Raw genomic sequence first — 18,082 nt, 5'->3', positions numbered from 1 at the left:
GAGTGAAAATGATGACTTACACAATCTCCCGGGCTGAACAGGTACTGCAGACACAACGCCAGGCGCTCAATCTGCGCTGGTATCCACACTATCACCTGGCGGCCCGCGCCGGGTGGATCAACGACCCTAACGGTCTGGTGTGGTTCGACGGCTGGTACCATGCCTTTTATCAGCATCACCCGTATTCCACCCAGTGGGGGCCGATGCACTGGGGGCACGCGCGCAGTAAGGATCTGGTGCACTGGGAGCACCTGCCGGTGGCGCTGGCGCCGGAGGGGCCGGAAGATAAAGACGGCTGCTTCTCCGGTTCGGCGGTGGTCGATGGCGATACCCTGGCGCTGATTTACACCGGGCATAAGTTCCACGGCGATCCTGGCGACGAAGCCAATCTGTATCAGGTGCAGTGTCTGGCCACCAGCCGCGACGGGATCCACTTTGAGCGCCAGGGGATGGTGGTCGACACCCCTCCAGGCATGCACCACTTCCGCGACCCGAAGGTCTGGCGGGAAGGGGATAGCTGGTACATGATCGTCGGCGCGCGCGAAGGCGATACCGGCCAGGTGCGGCTGTACCGTTCAACCGATCTGCGCCAGTGGCAGGATGCGGGCGTGCTGGATGAAGCGGAAAGCACCATGGGCTACATGTGGGAGTGCCCGGACTTCTTCACTCTCAACGGTAAGCGCGTCCTGATGTTTTCCCCACAGGGGATGCAGGCCGAAGGGTTCAGCAACCGCAATCTGTTCCAGAGCGGCTATCTGATCGGCGAGTGGCAACCGGGGCAGCGTTTTATTCGCCACGGCGAATTCAGGGAGATGGACCACGGCCACGATTTCTATGCCCCGCAAAGCTTCGCCACCCCCGATGGCCGGCGGATCGTGATTGGCTGGCTGGATATGTGGGAATCGCCGCTGCCGGAGCAGCAGGACGGCTGGGCGGGCATGCTCTCCCTGCCGCGCGAGCTGAGCCTGAGCGCGGATAACCGCCTGCAGATGCGCCCGGCGAAAGAAGTGGAGAGCCTGCGCGGCGCTTGGTTCCCGTGGCCGGTCAGCACCCTGAACAACCAGCAGACGACGATGGTCGACAACTGCGAGGCGATGGAGGTGCACCTGCGCTGGGACTGCGCCCGCAGCAGCGCTGAGCAGTATGGTCTGCGCTTTGGCGAGGGCCTGCGCATCTACGTGGATGCCCAACAGCAGCGTCTGGTGCTGGAGCGGCATTATCCGCAGTTTGGCCTGTGCGGGACGCGCAGCGTGCCGTTGATCGCCGGGGCGGATCTCAACCTGCGGATATTTTTCGATAGCTCTTCGGTCGAGGTTTTCGTCAATGATGGCGAAGCCTGCCTGAGCAGCCGTATCTATCCGCAGGTCCCTTGCCGTGAATTAGCGTTATTTGCCTGGAGCGGTTCAGCTGCATTAACTGAAGCCGGCGCCTGGCAGCTCGAATAATAATAAGGCTGTTGTCGTTAATAACCCGTCTTTGACGATGGGCGGGTTATTATTGCCTGCATCGTCGTGCGTTACCCATTAATAACAAATTCAGTTCATTCCATAATAAAAGGGTTTACCGATGAATAAAATCTGGGTCGGGTGTTTTCTCACGTCTCTGTATCTGCCATCCGTTATGGCGCAGGCGCCGTTATCGCTGGAGGACCGACTGGCGCAAATGGAGCAGCGGCTAAAGGCAACGGAGGCGCGCGCCGCCAGCGCAGAGGCGGAAATTAAGACGCTAAAAGGCCAGCAGCAGGCCACGACGGTCGCCCGCGCGGCGCCGGCTACGCCGCGCCTGCAGCTAAACGACAATGGCGAATTAAAATTTTATGGCGACGTCGAATTTAACCTCGATGGCGCCAGCCGCACCGGCAGTCTGACGTCGGTCAAAACCAGCGCGAATAAAAGCTGGGCGCCGGGCGATAAAGAACGCTGGGATATTAATGGTCGTATTCTGCTGGGGATTGACGGCAGGCGTAATGGCGCTGACGGGAAATATGCCGGATTCAGCGTGCAGCCGCTGGCGGATATGGATGGCAAAATGAATCTCGACGATGCGGTATTTTTCTTTGGTCAGCAGGATGACTGGAAAATAAAAATAGGCCGCTTTGAAGCCTGGGATATGTTCCCCCTGAATCAGGACACCTTTATTGAATATTCAGGCAATACCGCCAACGATCTCTATTCCGACGGCTATGGCTATATTTACATGATGAAAGAGGGGCGCGGGCGCAGCAGCAGCGGCGGCAACCTTCTGTTCAGCAAAACGGTGGATAACTGGTATTTCGAGGTTAACACCCTGGTGGAGGACGGCAGTTCGCTGTTTGTCGATCAGAACTATCACGGTAACGCGCTGGAAAACCGCAAAAATGTGGTGTACGTGCGGCCGGTGGCGGTGTGGCAGTCCGGCGCCTGGTCGGCGGCCGCGGCGATAGAGAGCAATCTCGTCAACAATGCTTACGGCTATCAGAACCAGAGCGGACGCTGGGTCGACCAGTCAAATCGCACCGGCTACGGGCTGACCATGAGCTGGAACACCCTGAAAAGCGACCCGCAGGATGGGGCGGTGGTCAATCTGAGTACCGCCCTGCTGGACGCGGCGGACGAAACCGACTTCAGCGCCGGAATTAACGCCCTGTGGCATCGCGTGGAGCTGGGCTATATCTACGCGCATAACAAAATCGACCAGTTCAATATGGCCGGGGTGACCAGCGAATGTGATGGCGACTGCGCAATTCTCGCGCCGGGGCGCTATGACATCCATACTCTGCACACCTCCTGGCAGTTGCCGAATATTATGGCAATGCCGAACTTCAATATTTACCTTGGCGCCTATGCTTCGTGGCTCGATTCCACGGCAGCGAAGAGCGGGAATCCCGATGAACGCTACGGCGCTCGGGTGCGTTTTAAATATTTTTTCTGACAGGATACTCAGGCAGACTCTCCCGTGGCGGACGCCGCGGGAGAGTTCAGACGGGCAGGTTAGCGCATCGCGCGGCGCAGAATGCGGTCGGTCTGGCGCTGGAAGTCCTCGGCCGCTTCTTCCACCGACTTTTTACCGTAGTCGATGTACTGCAGGGTAGTGCCGAACTGGGCGACAATCTGCGGGTCGTCGAAGTACGGGGAGACCGGCAGGGTCGTGGGCAGGGATTGTGCCAGTTTCAGGCCAGACACCGCCGGATCGTCGGCTTTGATGATCCCGTCCTCGGTCAGGTAGTTGACCGCCGCTTTACTCAGCGGCACCCCGCGCTCCAGTCCGAGAATATCCACCCCTTCTTTACTGTTCAGCAGGAAGTTAATCACTTTCGCCGCCGCCTGCGGGTTTTTCGTCGATTTGCCAATCGACAACATTTGCGCAGGCTTGAAGAACAGTCCGGCGTCGGTGGCGCCCGGCAGCATCGGGTATTCCCCCAGCACCAGCTTCGCCGGCGGCTTCAGGTTATCGGAATATTTGTTGATGGTGGAGTTCCACATGTAGGTGCCGCCCCATTCACCCTGGATCCACGGCTTCATCTCGTACATGTTGCTCTTGCCAAATGAGGCATAGTAGCGGGTGTCCGGCATCACATGGTTGTCGATAAGCTTCTTATACATACCGAAGAAATCTGCCCACTGCGCTTTGCTGTAGGAGAATTTGCGCCCCTTCTCATCGATGGCCGGCTGATTGTATTTTTGCACCATATAAGAGTTGAGCAGCGCCAGCACGTCCTGGTGTTCGAGCACGACCGGGTAGTACTGTTTCCCAAGCTTGCTTTCGAAGGTTTTGCCCGCCGCCATGAGTTCATCCCAGGTTTTCGGGAAGGCGATGCCCGCCTTTTTCCACGCTTCGTCGTTAAAGTAGAAGACGCGGGCGGTGACGGAAATGGGAATACCGTTAAGCTTGCCGTTGACCGTGGTGGACTGCAGCTCTTTGGCATCGAACTGGCTGAGGTCGATCTCGTCTTTCAGGGTATTGAGATCGTAAAAGCCCTCGCCATTTTTCGAAAAGATCGGCAACCAGTTCCAGTTGGTCTGCATCACGTCAGGCTCAGTGCCGCCGGCAATCTGGGTGGTCAGGCGCGAAAGATGGCCGTCCCAGCCGGTGTATTCTGCTTTGACGTTAATGTCGGGATGTTGTTTGTGGAATTCCTCCAGCGCCTTGAGGGTGACCTGATGGCGGCCGTTGCCCCCCCACCAGGACATACGCAGGTCGACATCCTTCGCCATTGAAGGTAATGCAGTAAGGCCCAGAGTGGCGGAGATGACGGCGCTTAAAAGCACGTTTTTCATTTTAATACTCCAGTGTTCACAGAGAGAGGTTCTGTTCGGTTTTCGCGTCAAAGATGTGACACTTATTGAGATCAAATTTGAAATACACCTTGCGATGAAGGCCCTTCTCGAGCATGGGTTTCGCTTCATCGGACGGCACGCGGGCGGTCAGCTCATAATCAGCAACCTTCAGATAAACAAAGAATTCATGTCCCATGTTTTCCACACGTACCATTTCACCCGTGCAGGAACCCTCGGCAAAGGGTTCATCGGAGAGAGAGACAAACTCCGGGCGCACGCCAAAGAAAACCTGCTGATTCTTATGGGTCTCAACTTTGCTTTGCAGCAGGTCGTTGAGCGGCAGTCGCTGATCGCCCAGCGTCAGATGCAGGCGACCGTCGTGCTCAACCAGCTGGCTGGGGCGAATATTCATCTCCGGCGCGCCGATGAACCCGGCGACAAACATATTTTTCGGCTGGTGGTAGAGATTGTCTGGCGTATCAACCTGCATAATGTGGCCGAGCTTCATCACGCAGATGCGGTCGCCCATGGTCATCGCTTCCGTCTGATCGTGGGTGACGTAGACGGTGGTCGCCGGTTTGCCGGATTTTTTCAACTGCTTATGCAGATCGGAAATGCGGATCCGCATCGAGGCGCGCAGTTTGGCGTCAAGGTTGGAGAGCGGTTCGTCGAACAGGAAAACGTCCGGTTTTTTGACGATCGCCCGACCCACCGCCACGCGCTGCGCCTGGCCGCCGGAGAGCTGGCGCGGCAGGCGATCGAGCAGTTCTTCCAGTTCGAGAATTTTCGCCGCTTCTTCCACCTGTCTGTCGATTTGCGCCTTCGGCAGCTTGCTCAGCTTCAGGCCGAAGGCGAGGTTTTCGCGCACCGTCATATGCGGATAGAGGGCGTAGTTCTGGAACACCATCGCGATGCCACGTGATTTTGGCGCCAGGTTGTTGACGATTTTGTCCCCAATCCGCACCTCGCCGCCGCTGATGGTTTCCAGACCCGCCAGCATGCGCAGGGTGGTCGATTTGGCGCAGCCGGAGGGGCCGACGATCACCATAAATTCGCCATCGGCAATCTTCAGGTCGATACCATGCACCGCTTTAAACCCGTTGGAGTAAACTTTTTCCAGTTTGTTGAAAATGACTTCAGCCATGATATTTCCCTCTTAACCTTTGATTCCGCTGCTGGTCACGCCCTGCACGAAGTAGCGTTGAGCCAGGAAGAAGACAATGATGGACGGCAGAATGGAGATACTCGCCATTGCCAGAATTTCGTTCCACGGCGCGCCTTCCGTGACGTCGATGGACATTTTTAGCGCCAGCGCGATGGGATACTTATCGACGCTGTAGACGTAGATCAGCGGGCCGATAAAGTCGTTCATCGACCACATGAACTGGAACAGCGCCACCGAGATAATGGCCGGCTTGAGGATCGGCACGACCACGTACCACAGCACCTGGATGGAGTTGCAGCCGTCGATCTGCGCCGCCTCTTCCATATCGCGTGGGACGCCGCGCAGAAACTGGATCAGCATGAAGACAAAGAATCCCTGGGTGGCGAAGGCCAGCGGCAGGTACAGCGGCAGATAGCTGTTCAACATCCCCATTTCACGGAACATCAGGTACTGCGGGATCAGCAGGACGGTGCTCGGCAGCAGCATGGTGGTGATGAGCGTTGCGAACCAGAACTTCTTCCACGGGATCTCAAAGCGTGCAAAGCCGTACGCCACGATGGTGGAGGAGATGATCGTTAACACCACCTTCGGGATCACATATTTAAAGGTGTTAAGCATATAGTGGCCGAAATGGTATTCGGTGCCGGTCTTCCAGCCATTGATAAACCCGTCCCAGGTCGCGTGGGCAGGCCACAGTCCGAGGGTGGTGAAGATCTCATGGTTCGGCTTGAACGAGGCGGAGAACATCCACGCCAGCGGGTAGAGCATCAGCAGGCCGACGAATATCAACACGACGTAGCGTACCACCCGACTCACCTTTTCCCGACGCAGCGTACGAGCGACCTCACGATCGGCGTTGCTCATTACCGGCGCCATCTGTTGAATATCAGCCATTTTTGCCTCCCTTATCGGCGGAGTAGAAGACCCAGTATTTCGATGACTTAAAGGCTATCGATGCAAAGACCGCGACGACGAGGAACAACACCCATGCCAGCGCGGCGCCATAGCCCATGTCGAAGTACTTAAAGGCGGTATCGTAGATATAGAGTGAGAACAGGTAGGTATAATAGGTCGGGCCGCCGCCGGTTATCACGTACGGGCCGGTAAACTCCTGGAACGCCTGGGTGGTCTGCATAATAAAGTTGAAGAAAATGACCGGGGTAATCAGCGGCACGGTGACCTTCATGAACATCTGCCACTTTGAGGCGCCGTCGATCATCGCCGCCTCATACTGCGACTGCGGAACGTTCTGCAGCGCGGCGAGGAAGATGACCATCGCGGAACCAAACTGCCAGACGCGCAGCAGGGTGACCGACATCAGCGCCAGCGAAGGCTCCCCCAGCCAGTTGACGGCATCGATGCCAAAGACGGCGAGGAAGCTATTCAGCAGGCCGTCAATGGCGAACAGGGCGCGCCACAGTACCGCAATAGCCACCGAGCTGCCGAGAATCGACGGAATGTAGTAGGCGGTACGGAAAAAGCCGATGCCGCGCAGTTTGAAATTGAGCACAAAAGCAATGCCGAGGGCGAAAGCCAGTTTTAAGGGAATAGTTAAAAAAACGTAGGCGAAGGTCACGCCCATCGATTTCCAGAACAGGCTGTCCTCGGTCAACATATAGCGATAGTTTTCGATGCCGTTAAATACCGGCGGGCTCATCAAGTCGTACTCAGTAAAACTGAGAAAGAAAGATGAAACAAAGGGAAAAGCGGTAAAGACGATCAGCCCGATGATATAGGGTGATATCCATGCCAATCCCAGCAGCTTGTTTTCATTCATACATACCTACCTGGCTTACGAGTTGTAATACGGATTCGGTGACGCGGCGCTGTCGGCCTTTTCGCCTGACAACGCAAAAATGTCTGAACGCTTCCTCTGATTAACATGTCCTTGTTAATGAATGGGTTAGTATTTAAGTGAGCCAGCAAGTGGCGTGCTGTCAGGCTCGCTTTTATGCTGCTCTATTTTTTATAAAACACCGTTTTAATTTCATTTTATTGCGATTTATTTCTGCGTCATGCAGATCAGGATGGAAATGTGATCAAAGTCGAAACGATGTTTCAAAAAGGTGAGGTGGTAAGCATTTTAGGGGGCTGCGGGAGCCTGAAAAGAATGAAGGTTCAGCGTTAACTGAGTGAAAAATATTATTACCAGGATAATGATTGTGACGGCATCTTTTTTAATGCCTGCAGTAACACGTAAACCGGGGGCGGTAAACGCCCCCATCATGGATCAGCGTGAGAGAAAATCTTCGCGGACCGGCGTGAAGGTATCGAGCAGCGTGCCGGGCTGCAGGCAGACGCAGCCGTGCATGATCCCTGGCTGCTTATACAACGTATCGCCGGCACTGACGACGCGCGTCTCCTCGCCGATGGTGAATTCAAACTCACCGGAGAGCACATAGGTGAGCTGTTCGTGGGGATGGTTATGCATCGGGCCGACGGCGCCGGCGGCAAAATTCACCTCCACGGCCATCATTTTTCCGTCGTGGGCCAGAATGCGGCGGGTTACGCCATTGCCGAGGTCTTCAAGGGTGGTGTCTTTATGGAAAATAAACATCGGGCGGTCCTGTTGTTAAAGTGAAACATTGTTTCATTTAACTTATCCCACTCTTCATGAAAAAGAAATACGCGGCCAGAGAAGTGGAAAGTTGATCACAAGTTTGCTTCACTGGCAGAAACGACATAAGGAGCAGAAGATGAAAACCATTGGCCTGTTAGGCGGCATGAGCTGGGAGTCCACGATCCCCTATTATCGGTTGATCAATGAGGGCGTTAAGGCGCGACTGGGCGGCCTGCACTCTGCCAGCCTGGTGCTGCACAGCGTCGATTTTCACGACATCGAAGCCTGCCAGTCCGCCGGCGACTGGGATCGCGCCGGGGAGATCCTTGCTGAAGCCGCGGTTGGGCTGCAGCAGGCGGGGGCCGAAGGCATTGTCCTGTGCACCAACACTATGCATAAAGTCGCGGATGCCATCGCCGCCCGCTGCCAGGTTCCCTTCCTGCATATTGCCGATGCCACCGGGCGGGCGATTGCCGCCAAAGGCCAGCGCCGGGTCGCGCTGCTGGGCACCCGCTATACCATGGAGCAGACCTTTTACCGCGGTCGTCTGCTGGAGCAGTTTGCCATCGAGACGTTGATCCCCGAGGCTGACGATCGGGCGCGGATCAATCAGATCATCTTCGACGAACTCTGTCTCGGCACTTTCAGCGAGGCGTCGCGGGATTATTATCTGCAGGTGATCGCCGCCCTGGCGGAGCAGGGGGCGGAAGGGGTTATTTTCGGCTGTACGGAAATTGGCCTGCTGGTGCCTGCCGAGCTCAGCCCGCTGCCGGTCTTTGACACTGCGGCGATCCACGCAGAAGACGCGGTCAACTTTATGCTCTCTGCAGGACCGACGCCAGCGGCGTGAGGATCTGCGGCAGACTCTCCTGCAGGTGTGCAACAAAGGCGTCGACCAGCGCCGATCGCGGGCGGTGGAGGGGGCGGATCAGGCTGACGGTAAACGGCACCTCGACGCTAAAGCGGCGCACCACCACGCCGCTATCGGCATAGTCCAGAGCGGTCAAGGGATTCACCACCGAGATCCCGGCGCCGGCGCGCACCATGGCGCAGATCGAGGCCGCGCTGTGGGTTTCGACCACCATCCGCCGTTTAACCTGATGCTCAAGGAACAGGGCGTCGAGCAGCTGGCGATAGCTGTCGGTGCGCGACAGGCTGATGTAGTTTTCGCCCTGAAAATCGGCGGGGGTCAGCGTCGTCTGCACCGCCAGCGGATGGCCGGCAGGCAGCACGCAGACTTCATTCAGCGTCAGCAGCGGGGTGCGTTCGGTGCCCGCCGGGGTATGCAGGGTCTCCGTCAGGCCGAGGTCATGGCGCTGGGCGGAGAGCCACTCCTCCAGCAGCGGCGACTCCTGGGGGACGATCTGCAGGCTGACCTCCGGGTAGCGAGCGAGAAACGGCGGCAACAGCAGCGGCAGAAAGGACTGGGAAAAGACCGGCAGGCAGGCGATCGACAGCTCGCCCTGGCGGAACTCGCGCAGGCTCTCGGCGGCGCTGACGATGCGGTCCAGGCCGTACCAGGAACGCTGAACCTCCTCAAACAAACGCAGGCCCTGCACCGTCGGCTGCAGGCGACCGCGGGTCCGTTCAAACAGCTTCAGGCCGAGCACTTTCTCAAAGCGCGCCAGCTCGCGGCTGACCGTGGGTTGCGAGGTGTGCAGCATCCGCGCCGCTTCGGTCAGATTGCCGGTGGTCATCACCGCGTGAAAGATTTCGATATGACGCAAATTAACGGCTGGCATGCGGTCTCCATGAGGCTCGGCTGTAACCATATCATTTTTGCATAGAGTCGCGATAAAACGATATTTTTTATTCGTCCGCCACTGTGGCGTAATCGAAAAAAAACAGCGACCAACACACGCACTGCACCGGAGTTCTTATGCCACACTCGCTTTACGCCACCGATACTGACCTGACCGCGGATAACCTGCTGCGCCTGCCCGCGGAATTTGGCTGTCCAGTCTGGGTCTATGATGCGCAGATTATTCGCCGCCAGATTGCCCAGCTCAGCCAGTTTGACGTGGTACGTTTTGCGCAAAAAGCCTGCTCTAACATTCATATTCTGCGTCTGATGCGTGAGCAGGGGGTGAAGGTGGACTCGGTGTCGCTGGGGGAGATCGAGCGGGCGCTGGCGGCGGGCTACGATCCGCAGCAGAATCCAGAGGATATCGTCTTTACCGCCGATCTGATCGACGACGCCACCCTCGATCGGGTGAAAGCGTTACAGATCCCGGTGAACGCCGGCTCGATCGACATGCTGAGCCAGCTGGGCGAGGTGTCGCCGGGCCATCGCGTCTGGCTGCGCGTCAACCCGGGCTTTGGTCACGGCCACAGCCAGAAAACCAATACCGGCGGGGAGAACAGCAAGCATGGTATCTGGTACAGCCACCTGCCGGCGGCGCTGGAAGTGATGCGTCGCTATCAGCTGCAGCTGGTCGGGATCCATATGCATATTGGCTCTGGCGTTGACTACGGTCACCTGGAGCAGGTGTGCGGCGCGATGGTGCGTCAGGTCGTCGACTTTGGCCAGGATCTGCAGGCCATCTCCGCCGGCGGCGGTCTGTCGATTCCTTACCGCGAAGGCGAAGAGGCCATCGACACCGCCCACTATTATGGCCTGTGGAACCGCGCCAGGGAGCAGATCGCGGCCCATCTGGGGCACCCGGTGAAACTGGAGATTGAACCCGGACGCTTCCTGGTGGCCGAGTCCGGCGTGCTGGTGTCGCAGGTGCGCAGCGTGAAAGAGATGGGCAGCCGTCACTTTGTGCTGATTGACGCCGGCTTTAACGACCTGATGCGCCCGGCAATGTACGGTAGCTATCACCATATCACCGCTCTGGCGGCGGATGGTCGCGATCTCAGCGCCGCGCCGCAGGTGGAAACCGTGGTGGCCGGGCCGCTGTGCGAATCCGGGGACGTCTTTACCCAGCAGGAAGGGGGCAAAGTCGAGACCCGCCTGCTGCCGGCGGTGGCGCCAGGGGACTATCTGGTGCTCCATGACACCGGCGCCTACGGGGCTTCGATGTCATCCAACTATAACAGCCGTCCGCTGCTGCCGGAGGTGCTGTTTGATGGCGGCAAGGCGCGGCTGATCCGCCGTCGCCAGACCATTCAGGAGCTGCTGGCCTTAGAGCTTATTTAAAAAAAGGTCCCGTCGTTACCGACTCGCGCAACACCAGCGTGCCGGTAAACGGCGGGATCGTTTCTATCGGCTGCTGGTTAGCAAGCTTGATCGCCTGATCGATAGCCGTGGTGATCATGTTGTCGATCGGCAGATAGACCGTCGACAGCCCCGGCTCCAGCCATTTCGCGCTTGGCGCATCGTCGAAGCCAAACAGCGACACATCCTGCGGAATACGCAGCCCCGCCTGATGCAGCGCCTTTGACGCCCCCAGCGCCATATCATCGTTACAGGAAAACAGCGCGCTGAAGCGGGCTTTCTCGTCCAGCAGTTCCCGGCACAGTTCGTAGCCGCGGGTCATCGTCGAGTCCCCGTACTTCACCCGGCTCGGATCCCACTCAATACCATGTTTTATCAGCGCGTTGCGGTAGCCCTGCAGGCGAGCCTGGCCGGTAGGGGTGTGCATCGGGACGGTCATGCAGGCGATATCGCGGTGGCCCTGGGTAATCAGATACTCCACGGCCTGAAAGGCGGCTTCCTGCTGCTCGAAGAACACGCAGCGTTCGCGGGCCTGCGCCACATCGCGGTTAATCACCACCAGCGGCATGGCGATCGAATTAATCAGCGACATGATCGCCTTTTCGCTCATGTGCCGGGTATAGAGGATGATCGCATCGCATTGCCGGTCGGCGAGCATCTGCACCGCTTCCTCTTCGCGCTCCGGCGTATCATGACCGTCAGTGACGATAAGCTGCTTTCCCCAGGCTTCCGTCTGGCGTGAAGCCTGCTGCAGCAGACGGCCAAAGTAGAAGCCGTCGAAGGTGGAGACGACCAGCCCGATACTATTGCTGGTCTGATTGGCCAGCGAGCGTGCGAGAAAATTCGGCCGGTAGCCCAGCTCTTCCATCGCTTTAAAGACCTGTTGGCGGGTGCTCTCTTTCACCTGACCTGTGCCGTTCAACACGCGGGAAACCGTCGCTTTCGAGACGCCTGCGCGAATTGAGACATCCAGCATTGTAGCCATTCATCGATTCCTGATTTCACGTGGTAAAGCGCAGTTTATCACAGACCGAAAAGGGACATATCGACGGGGCGGGGCGGAAAAACCATCGCGATCACGCTTTTGGCAGGAACTGACGAGCCGGCATAGTCTGGTATGCCAATGTCGATTCTATCGGATATTTGGGATACCACTGTGCGCGTTGCGAGCGCTGTCACAGAACTATTTTTGCCTGGAGACTATGTTTTGGTATGCCAAAAGTCTCTGGCTGTTCACCTGGCCGCAATAAGCCCTTTACTCTGAGGTACTCTTTTATGGCATTACAGGACAAACTGATCGACGCGCTGGGGCGTTTCGCGACGACATTCAACAGCTATCGCTACATTATGGCGATCAAATCGGCGTTTATTACTCTGATGCCGGTGATCATCGTCGGGGCCTTTTCGGTACTGATCTCCAATATGGTGCTGGATCCGAAGAATGGGCTCGCCAGCTTTTCCTCGCTCTCCTTTCTTGCGGCGCTGAAGCCGATCACCAGCGCGCTTAACTACGCCACGCTCAACTTCCTCAATATCGGCGCCGTGTTTCTGATCGGTATTGAGCTGGGGCGGATCAACGGCATCAAAAGCCTGTTTCCCGGCCTGCTGGCGGTGATCTGCTTTATCTGCGTCACGCCGACGACGGTGGAGATGATGGTCGATGGCCAGATGCACGTGGTGAAAGATGTCCTGCTGCGCCAGTTCTCCGATACCCGCAGCCTGTTCCTCGGGATGTTCATCGCCATTCTGTCAGTGGAGATTTACTGCTGGCTGGAGGGGCGCAAGGGACTGAAAATTAAAATGCCGGATACCGTGCCGCCGAACGTTTCCGCCTCTTTTTCGGCGCTGATCCCGGCGATCATCACCACCACCGCGATCGCCACCCTGGGTTTTCTCTTTCACCAACTGACGGGAATGTATCTGTACGATGCGGTCTACCAGGTGGTGCAGCAGCCGCTGGAGCGGGTGGTGCAGAGCCTGCCGGGGATCCTGCTGCTGATGTTCGTCGCCCAGCTGTTCTGGGTGATCGGTATTCACGGCAACCAGATGATCAAGCCGATCCGCGAGCCGCTGCTGCTGGGGGCGATCACCGTCAATATGAGCGCTTTTGAGCAGGGAAAAGAGGTACCGAACATTATCACGATGCCCTTCTGGGACGTCTACATGAGCATCGGCGGCTCGGGGTTGACCATCGGCCTGCTGATTGCGGTGATGATCGCCACGAAGCGCAAAGAGATGAAAGAGATCGCCAAGCTGTCGATAGGTCCGGGGCTGTTCAATATTAACGAGCCGGTGATCTTCGGGATGCCGATCATGCTCAACCCGATCCTCGCCATCCCGTTTATCATCACCCCGCTGGTGACCGGCAGCATCGGCTATTTCGCCACCCTGACCGGCTTCGCCGGCAAGGCGGTAGTGATGGTGCCCTGGACCACGCCGCCGCTGATCAACGCCTGGCTCTCCACCGCCGGCTCGATGGGGGCGGTGGTGACCCAGCTTATCTGCATCGTGACCGCGGTGCTTATCTATCTGCCTTTCGTCAAAATCGCCTCCCGCCGTGCCGATGCCGCACAGCGTCAGGCCGACAATCAACAGACTGCCAACCCTGTCTGAGGAGCCTATGACTACCGTACGGATGACCATTCCCGATGATTTTATCCTTGGCGCGGCGGCTTCCGCCTGGCAGACCGAGGGCTGGAGCGGGAAAAAACCGGGGCAGGACTCCTGGCCCGATCTCTGGTACAAAAACGACCGTCACGTCTGGCATAACGGCTATGGCCCGGCGGTGGCCACCGATTTTATCAACCGCTTTCAGGAAGATGTGCAGTTGATGAAGCTGGCCGGGCTGACCCACTACCGCACCTCAATCAACTGGTCGCGCTTTCTGACCGACTATGAAAACGTCACGGTGGATGAGGAGTATGCGGCCTATTACGACCAGCTGTTCGATGCGCTGCTGGCCAACGGCATCACGCCGATGATCTGCCTTGAGCATTATGAATTGCCCGGCTATCTGCTGGAAAAGTATGGCGGCTGGGGGGCGAAAACGGTGGTCGAGCTGTTTGTGCGCTACGCGGAGCAGGTCTTTGCCCGCTACCACCCGAAGGTGACCCGCTGGTTTACCTTTAATGAGCCAATTGTGGTACAGACCCGGGTCTATCTGGATGCCCTGCGCTGGCCCTATGAGCAGAACACCAGCACCTGGATGCAGTGGAACTATCATAAGGTGCTGGCGACCGCCAGCGTCGTGAAGCGGTTTCGCGAGCTCGGCTATCCCGGGACCGTCGGCTGCATCCTCAATCCGGAGGTGACCTACCCACGCTCACGCGCCCCCCATGACCTGCGCGCGGCGGAGATCTACGATCTGTTCTACAACCGCATGTTCCTCGACCCGCTGGTGCACGGGGTCTGGCCGCCGGAGCTTCTTGCACTGCTCGAGCAGCATCAGGTGACGTGGGAGACCAGCGAGGAGGATCTGGCGATTATCCGCGAGCACACCGTCGATGAGCTGGGGATTAATCTTTACTACCCGCACCGGGTCAAAGCCCCGTCGCGGGCCTGGCATCCGCATACCCCGTTTCATCCGGCCTGGTATTATGAGCCGTTTGAACTGCCCGGCCGGCGAATGAACGCCTCCCGCGGCTGGGAAATCTACCCGCAAATCATCTTTGATATGGCGATGCGGATAAAAAATGACTATCGCAACATCCCCTGGTTCGTGGCGGAGAGCGGGATGGGCGTGGAAAACGAAGACCAGTTCCGTAACCGCGAAGGCACCATCGATGACAGTTACCGCATCCGTTTTATCAGCGAACATCTGTGGCACACCCTGCGCGCCCGCGAGGCAGGGGCCAACTGCCAGGGCTATATGCTGTGGGCGTTTACCGACAACGTATCGCCGATGAATGCTTTTAAAAACCGCTACGGGCTTATCGAAATCGACCTGCAAAACCATCGCGCCCGGCGACCCAAAGCCTCGGCGCACTGGTTTCGTCAGCTGGGCGAACGGCGTGAACTGGTGCTGGATATCGATGATGAATACCGCTAGCCGGGGGCAATATTTGCTAAGATAGCGGCGTATTTGACTCGCAGGCATGTAACGCACAGGTGATTTTGTGGAAAAAGCGATAATTCCGCCGGAAAAGAAGCCCTATCAGGAGATTGGTGATGACTTACGTGCCCAGATCGCGCATGGGCGCTACCCGGTCGGGTCGCGTTTGCCGCCGGAACGCCATATTGCCGAAACCTACGGCGTCAGCCGGACCATCGTGCGCGAAGCGCTGCTGATGCTGGAGCTGCAGGGGACGGTGGATATTCGTCAGGGATCCGGGGTGTACGTCATGCGTATTCCCCACGAGAACGACAGCGAAGAGGAGCAACTGCTCAGCAGCGACGTCGGTCCGTTTGAAATTCTGCAGGCGCGCCAGCTGCTGGAGAGCAATATCGCCGCCTTTGCCGCGAAAATGGCCACCCGCGCCGATATCGATAATCTGAAGCGGATTGTCGAGCAGGAGCAGCGGGCTATCGCCCTCAACGACACCGCGCAGGATAACGCTCGTCTGTTCCATCTGGTGCTGGCCGGGGCGACGCAGAACCAGATGCTGCTGGCGACGGTGGAGCGGATCTGGCTGCAGATGGACAGCAGCCCGCTGTGGCAGCAGTTCAATGTGCATATTGCCAGCCGCGCCTGGCGGTTGAAGTGGCTCGGTGACCGACAGACGCTGCTCGCCGCGCTGCGGCGTCGCGATGTGATGGGCGCCTGGCAGGCGATGTGGCAGCATCTGGAAAACGTCAAAAACAGTCTGCTGGAGCTGTCCGATGAAGACGCCCCCGACTTTGACGGCTATCTGTTCGACTCGGTGCCGATTTTTCAGGGGAAGCTGGTATGACGATCCTGCCGCTGTACGCTGCGCCGCAGTACGCCCCGCAGGTAACCGACTGGCTGTGGCACGCCTTTGGCGGCGAGACGCTGCCGCGGGAGTTTTTCGCCAGCATTGTGCAGCATAGCCAGACGGCGGAGGCGCTGCCATTGACCTTTATTGCCGTGGAAGGCGAGCAGTTGCTCGGCACGATTGGCCTCTGGCGCTGCGACTTGATCAGCCGCCAGGATCTGTTTCCCTGGCTGGCGGCGCTGTACGTCGCGCCCGCCGCCCGCGGTCAGGGGCTGGCCGGAAAACTGCAGCGGCATGTGATCGATTATGCCCGCCGCGCGGGCTTTCGGGAGCTCTATCTCTACTCCGCCTGCCGGGATTTCTATGAACGCTTCGGCTGGCGCTACATCGGCGAGGGGCTGGATTACCCGGCCACCGCCGTGCATCTCTATCGCTACGATTTATCGCCTTCCAGCGGGGCGACCACCGAGTGACGGCGCACCAGCGTCGGGCTGAACAGGTGGGTGATCTCCGGGGCCGGGCGGTACTCCGCCAGGGCTAAGGCCAGCTCGGCCGCCTGGGTCGCCATGGTGACGATCGGGTAGCGGACAGTGGTCAGCCGCGGACGGACATAGCGCGAAATCAGGACATCGTCGAAACCAATCAGCGAAATTTCCCGCGGGACGTCGATGCCGTTGTCGTTGAGTACGCCCATCGCGCCGGCGGCCATCGAGTCGTTATAGCAGGCGACGGCGCTAAAGTGGCGGCCGCGGCCAAGCAGTTCGGTCATTGCCAGTTCGCCGCCGCTTTCATCCGGTTCAGCAAAGGCGACCAGCCGGTCATTGCACGGCAGGCCGCTCTCTTCCAGCGCCGCGTAGTACCCCTGCAGTCGATCTTCCGCATCGGAGATATGGTGGTTTGAGCACAGATAGCCGATACGCGTGTGCCCCTGCTGGATCAAATGACGGGTCGCCAGCCAGGCGCCATAGCGGTCGTCCAGCGCCACGCAGCGGGTTTCATACCCGGGCAGGATGCGGTTGATCAGCACCATGCCGGGGATCTGCTTCATTAACCCCGCCAGTTCCTCATCGGGGATCATTTTTGCGTGCACCACCAGCGCCGCGCAGCGGTGGCGGATCAACTGCTCTATCGCCTGGCGTTCCTTCTGCACGTTGTGGTAGCCATTGCCAATCAGCAAAAAGTTGCCGGTGCGGTAAGCCACCTGTTCGACGGCTTTGACCATCGCGCCGAAGAAGGGGTCGGAGACATCACCCACCACCAGGCCGACGGTTTCCGTTGACTGCTGGGCCAGGGCCCGGGCGTTCGCGTTGGGATGATAGTTCAGGGTTTCCATCGCAGCGCCCACGGACTGACGCGAGGCTTCGCTGGCTTTGGGAGAGTTATTGATGACGCGGGAGACGGTAGCGACGGAGACTCCTGCGAGTCGGGCTACATCCTTAATTGTCGCCATACCATGCCTTTTATAGGGTAAGCGTTTACATACTGCTATGTTACGGGAAAGAGCGGCAGATTCAAGGCGCGGCGGCGAAGGAATGGCGCAAATGTGATTCAGGCCGGGCTTATGGGTAACCTGGTTACATTGACGTCATCGCTAATTGAAACCGACGCAGGGAAATACAAACCTTTGCTTACACTTTGCGATGCGCTGTTGCGAATGTTCGCTGGTTTGTTCGCGGACCCGGTTGATATTCTGGCTATCCCAGAGGTATTGATAGGTGGAGTCAACGTCACGTTGACCACTTTACTTACACCAGCCTGCGCAGATGCGCAGGTTTTTTTTTGCCCGCCGTCGACGTTGTTACAGATACCGAAAATCGTAATACCTGGTTGCACTTAGGCTCACTCCCTTGCGTTTTCCTGCTGGCTCGTTACGGTCGAAAAACGCGACAATCGAGATCCCAGAGGTATTGATAGGTGAGTTTCTTAGGTACGCTCTTCGTACTGAACGTCTTACACCGACCTGCGCGGATGCGCAGGTTTTTTTTATTCCGAAAATCTCCCCGCTGCACTGCTTTCCCATGCCTTCTCGTGTAACCTGCTTTGACTCAT

General features: G+C 58.0%; 16 protein-coding genes. 8 read left to right on the top strand and 8 right to left on the bottom strand.

Going from position 1 to position 18,082, the window contains the following annotated elements:
• Positions 1-11: 11 nt before the first annotated feature.
• Both A1WC_RS04900 and A1WC_RS04905 read left to right on the top strand, forming a co-directional pair.
• On the top strand, positions 12-1,445 hold the full coding sequence (locus A1WC_RS04900; RefSeq protein ID WP_032691456.1) for a glycoside hydrolase family 32 protein: 1,434 nt from the start codon (positions 12-14) through the stop codon (positions 1,443-1,445).
• A gap of 121 nt (positions 1,446-1,566) precedes the next feature.
• The gene (locus tag A1WC_RS04905; RefSeq protein WP_012540642.1) at positions 1,567-2,910 is read left to right on the top strand and encodes a carbohydrate porin; all 1,344 of its coding nucleotides are present in this window, start codon (positions 1,567-1,569) and stop codon (positions 2,908-2,910) included.
• 59 nt (positions 2,911-2,969) lie between these two features.
• Here A1WC_RS04905 and A1WC_RS04910 read toward each other — a convergent pair whose 3' ends face one another.
• From A1WC_RS04910 to A1WC_RS04930, 5 genes are all read right to left on the bottom strand, one after another.
• The gene (locus A1WC_RS04910; RefSeq protein ID WP_008806348.1) at positions 2,970-4,256 is read right to left on the bottom strand and encodes an ABC transporter substrate-binding protein; all 1,287 of its coding nucleotides are present in this window, start codon (positions 4,254-4,256) and stop codon (positions 2,970-2,972) included.
• 16 nt (positions 4,257-4,272) lie between these two features.
• Positions 4,273-5,400, bottom strand: coding sequence for an ABC transporter ATP-binding protein (locus tag A1WC_RS04915; RefSeq protein WP_008806347.1), 1,128 nt, complete (start codon positions 5,398-5,400; stop codon positions 4,273-4,275).
• A 12-nt stretch (positions 5,401-5,412) separates the two neighbouring features.
• Positions 5,413-6,315 (bottom strand): carbohydrate ABC transporter permease, encoded by a 903-nt coding sequence (locus A1WC_RS04920; RefSeq protein ID WP_008806346.1) that lies wholly within the window; start codon positions 6,313-6,315, stop codon positions 5,413-5,415.
• A complete protein-coding gene (locus A1WC_RS04925; protein ID WP_004205419.1) occupies positions 6,308-7,198 on the bottom strand; it encodes a carbohydrate ABC transporter permease in 891 nt (296 codons plus the stop codon). The genes A1WC_RS04920 and A1WC_RS04925 overlap by 8 nt, the downstream gene beginning before the upstream one ends.
• A gap of 453 nt (positions 7,199-7,651) precedes the next feature.
• Positions 7,652-7,978, bottom strand: coding sequence for a cupin domain-containing protein (locus A1WC_RS04930; protein ID WP_012540645.1), 327 nt, complete (start codon positions 7,976-7,978; stop codon positions 7,652-7,654).
• Positions 7,979-8,117: 139 nt separating this feature from the next.
• On the opposite strand from A1WC_RS04930, the gene A1WC_RS04935 reads away from it, so the two are divergent.
• Positions 8,118-8,831, top strand: coding sequence for an aspartate/glutamate racemase (locus A1WC_RS04935; RefSeq protein ID WP_008806343.1), 714 nt, complete (start codon positions 8,118-8,120; stop codon positions 8,829-8,831).
• Here the strand turns inward: A1WC_RS04935 and A1WC_RS04940 are convergent.
• Positions 8,797-9,723, bottom strand: a complete 927-nt coding sequence (locus A1WC_RS04940) for a LysR family transcriptional regulator (protein WP_008806342.1) — start codon at positions 9,721-9,723, stop codon at positions 8,797-8,799. The two genes, A1WC_RS04935 and A1WC_RS04940, sit on opposite strands and share 35 nt — an antisense overlap.
• A 137-nt stretch (positions 9,724-9,860) precedes the next feature.
• Between A1WC_RS04940 and lysA the strand changes: the two genes are divergently transcribed.
• Positions 9,861-11,123 (top strand): diaminopimelate decarboxylase, encoded by a 1,263-nt coding sequence (gene lysA / locus A1WC_RS04945; protein ID WP_004181191.1) that lies wholly within the window; start codon positions 9,861-9,863, stop codon positions 11,121-11,123.
• Here lysA and A1WC_RS04950 read toward each other — a convergent pair.
• A complete protein-coding gene (locus A1WC_RS04950) occupies positions 11,116-12,117 on the bottom strand; it encodes a LacI family DNA-binding transcriptional regulator (protein ID WP_162493303.1) in 1,002 nt (333 codons plus the stop codon). The two genes, lysA and A1WC_RS04950, sit on opposite strands and share 8 nt — an antisense overlap.
• A 299-nt stretch (positions 12,118-12,416) precedes the next feature.
• On the opposite strand from A1WC_RS04950, the gene A1WC_RS04955 reads away from it, so the two are divergent.
• From A1WC_RS04955 to A1WC_RS04970, 4 genes are all read left to right on the top strand, one after another.
• Positions 12,417-13,754: a PTS sugar transporter subunit IIC gene (locus A1WC_RS04955; protein ID WP_008806339.1), complete on the top strand. Its 1,338-nt coding sequence runs from the start codon at positions 12,417-12,419 to the stop codon at positions 13,752-13,754.
• Positions 13,755-13,761: 7 nt separating this feature from the next.
• Positions 13,762-15,189, top strand: coding sequence for a glycoside hydrolase family 1 protein (locus A1WC_RS04960; protein ID WP_016161774.1), 1,428 nt, complete (start codon positions 13,762-13,764; stop codon positions 15,187-15,189).
• A gap of 67 nt (positions 15,190-15,256) precedes the next feature.
• A complete protein-coding gene (locus tag A1WC_RS04965) occupies positions 15,257-16,030 on the top strand; it encodes a GntR family transcriptional regulator (RefSeq protein ID WP_016161773.1) in 774 nt (257 codons plus the stop codon).
• Positions 16,027-16,506 carry a GNAT family N-acetyltransferase gene (locus tag A1WC_RS04970; RefSeq protein ID WP_012540650.1) on the top strand — a complete coding sequence of 160 codons (480 nt, stop codon included), beginning with the start codon at positions 16,027-16,029 and terminating at the stop codon, positions 16,504-16,506. Before A1WC_RS04965 ends, A1WC_RS04970 begins: the two co-directional genes overlap by 4 nt.
• On the opposite strand, the gene galR is transcribed toward A1WC_RS04970, so the two are convergent.
• A complete protein-coding gene (gene galR, locus A1WC_RS04975) occupies positions 16,467-17,483 on the bottom strand; it encodes an HTH-type transcriptional regulator GalR (protein WP_008806335.1) in 1,017 nt (338 codons plus the stop codon). The genes A1WC_RS04970 and galR overlap by 40 nt on opposite strands.
• Between the last annotated feature and the right edge of the window lie 599 nt (positions 17,484-18,082).

It is taken from the genome of Klebsiella sp. KTE92, assembly GCF_000398905.1.
Lineage (GTDB): Bacteria > Pseudomonadota > Gammaproteobacteria > Enterobacterales > Enterobacteriaceae > Klebsiella > Klebsiella variicola.
The sequence above is the reverse complement of the archived record's forward strand: the minus strand, read 5'-3'. Positions and strand labels throughout refer to the sequence as shown.

Coding starts and splice junctions, on each gene's coding strand:
- A1WC_RS04905 (WP_012540642.1), top strand. CDS start 1,567: ATGAATAAAATCTGGGTCGGGTGTTTTCTCACGTCTCTGTATCTGCCA.
- A1WC_RS04915 (WP_008806347.1), bottom strand. CDS start 5,400: ATGGCTGAAGTCATTTTCAACAAACTGGAAAAAGTTTACTCCAACGGG.
- A1WC_RS04920 (WP_008806346.1), bottom strand. CDS start 6,315: ATGGCTGATATTCAACAGATGGCGCCGGTAATGAGCAACGCCGATCGT.
- A1WC_RS04900 (WP_032691456.1), top strand. CDS start 12: ATGACTTACACAATCTCCCGGGCTGAACAGGTACTGCAGACACAACGC.
- A1WC_RS04935 (WP_008806343.1), top strand. CDS start 8,118: ATGAAAACCATTGGCCTGTTAGGCGGCATGAGCTGGGAGTCCACGATC.
- A1WC_RS04910 (WP_008806348.1), bottom strand. CDS start 4,256: ATGAAAAACGTGCTTTTAAGCGCCGTCATCTCCGCCACTCTGGGCCTT.
- A1WC_RS04925 (WP_004205419.1), bottom strand. CDS start 7,198: ATGAATGAAAACAAGCTGCTGGGATTGGCATGGATATCACCCTATATC.
- A1WC_RS04950 (WP_162493303.1), bottom strand. CDS start 12,117: ATGCTGGATGTCTCAATTCGCGCAGGCGTCTCGAAAGCGACGGTTTCC.
- A1WC_RS04970 (WP_012540650.1), top strand. CDS start 16,027: ATGACGATCCTGCCGCTGTACGCTGCGCCGCAGTACGCCCCGCAGGTA.
- A1WC_RS04960 (WP_016161774.1), top strand. CDS start 13,762: ATGACTACCGTACGGATGACCATTCCCGATGATTTTATCCTTGGCGCG.
- A1WC_RS04940 (WP_008806342.1), bottom strand. CDS start 9,723: ATGCCAGCCGTTAATTTGCGTCATATCGAAATCTTTCACGCGGTGATG.
- galR (WP_008806335.1), bottom strand. CDS start 17,483: ATGGCGACAATTAAGGATGTAGCCCGACTCGCAGGAGTCTCCGTCGCT.
- lysA (WP_004181191.1), top strand. CDS start 9,861: ATGCCACACTCGCTTTACGCCACCGATACTGACCTGACCGCGGATAAC.
- A1WC_RS04930 (WP_012540645.1), bottom strand. CDS start 7,978: ATGTTTATTTTCCATAAAGACACCACCCTTGAAGACCTCGGCAATGGC.
- A1WC_RS04955 (WP_008806339.1), top strand. CDS start 12,417: ATGGCATTACAGGACAAACTGATCGACGCGCTGGGGCGTTTCGCGACG.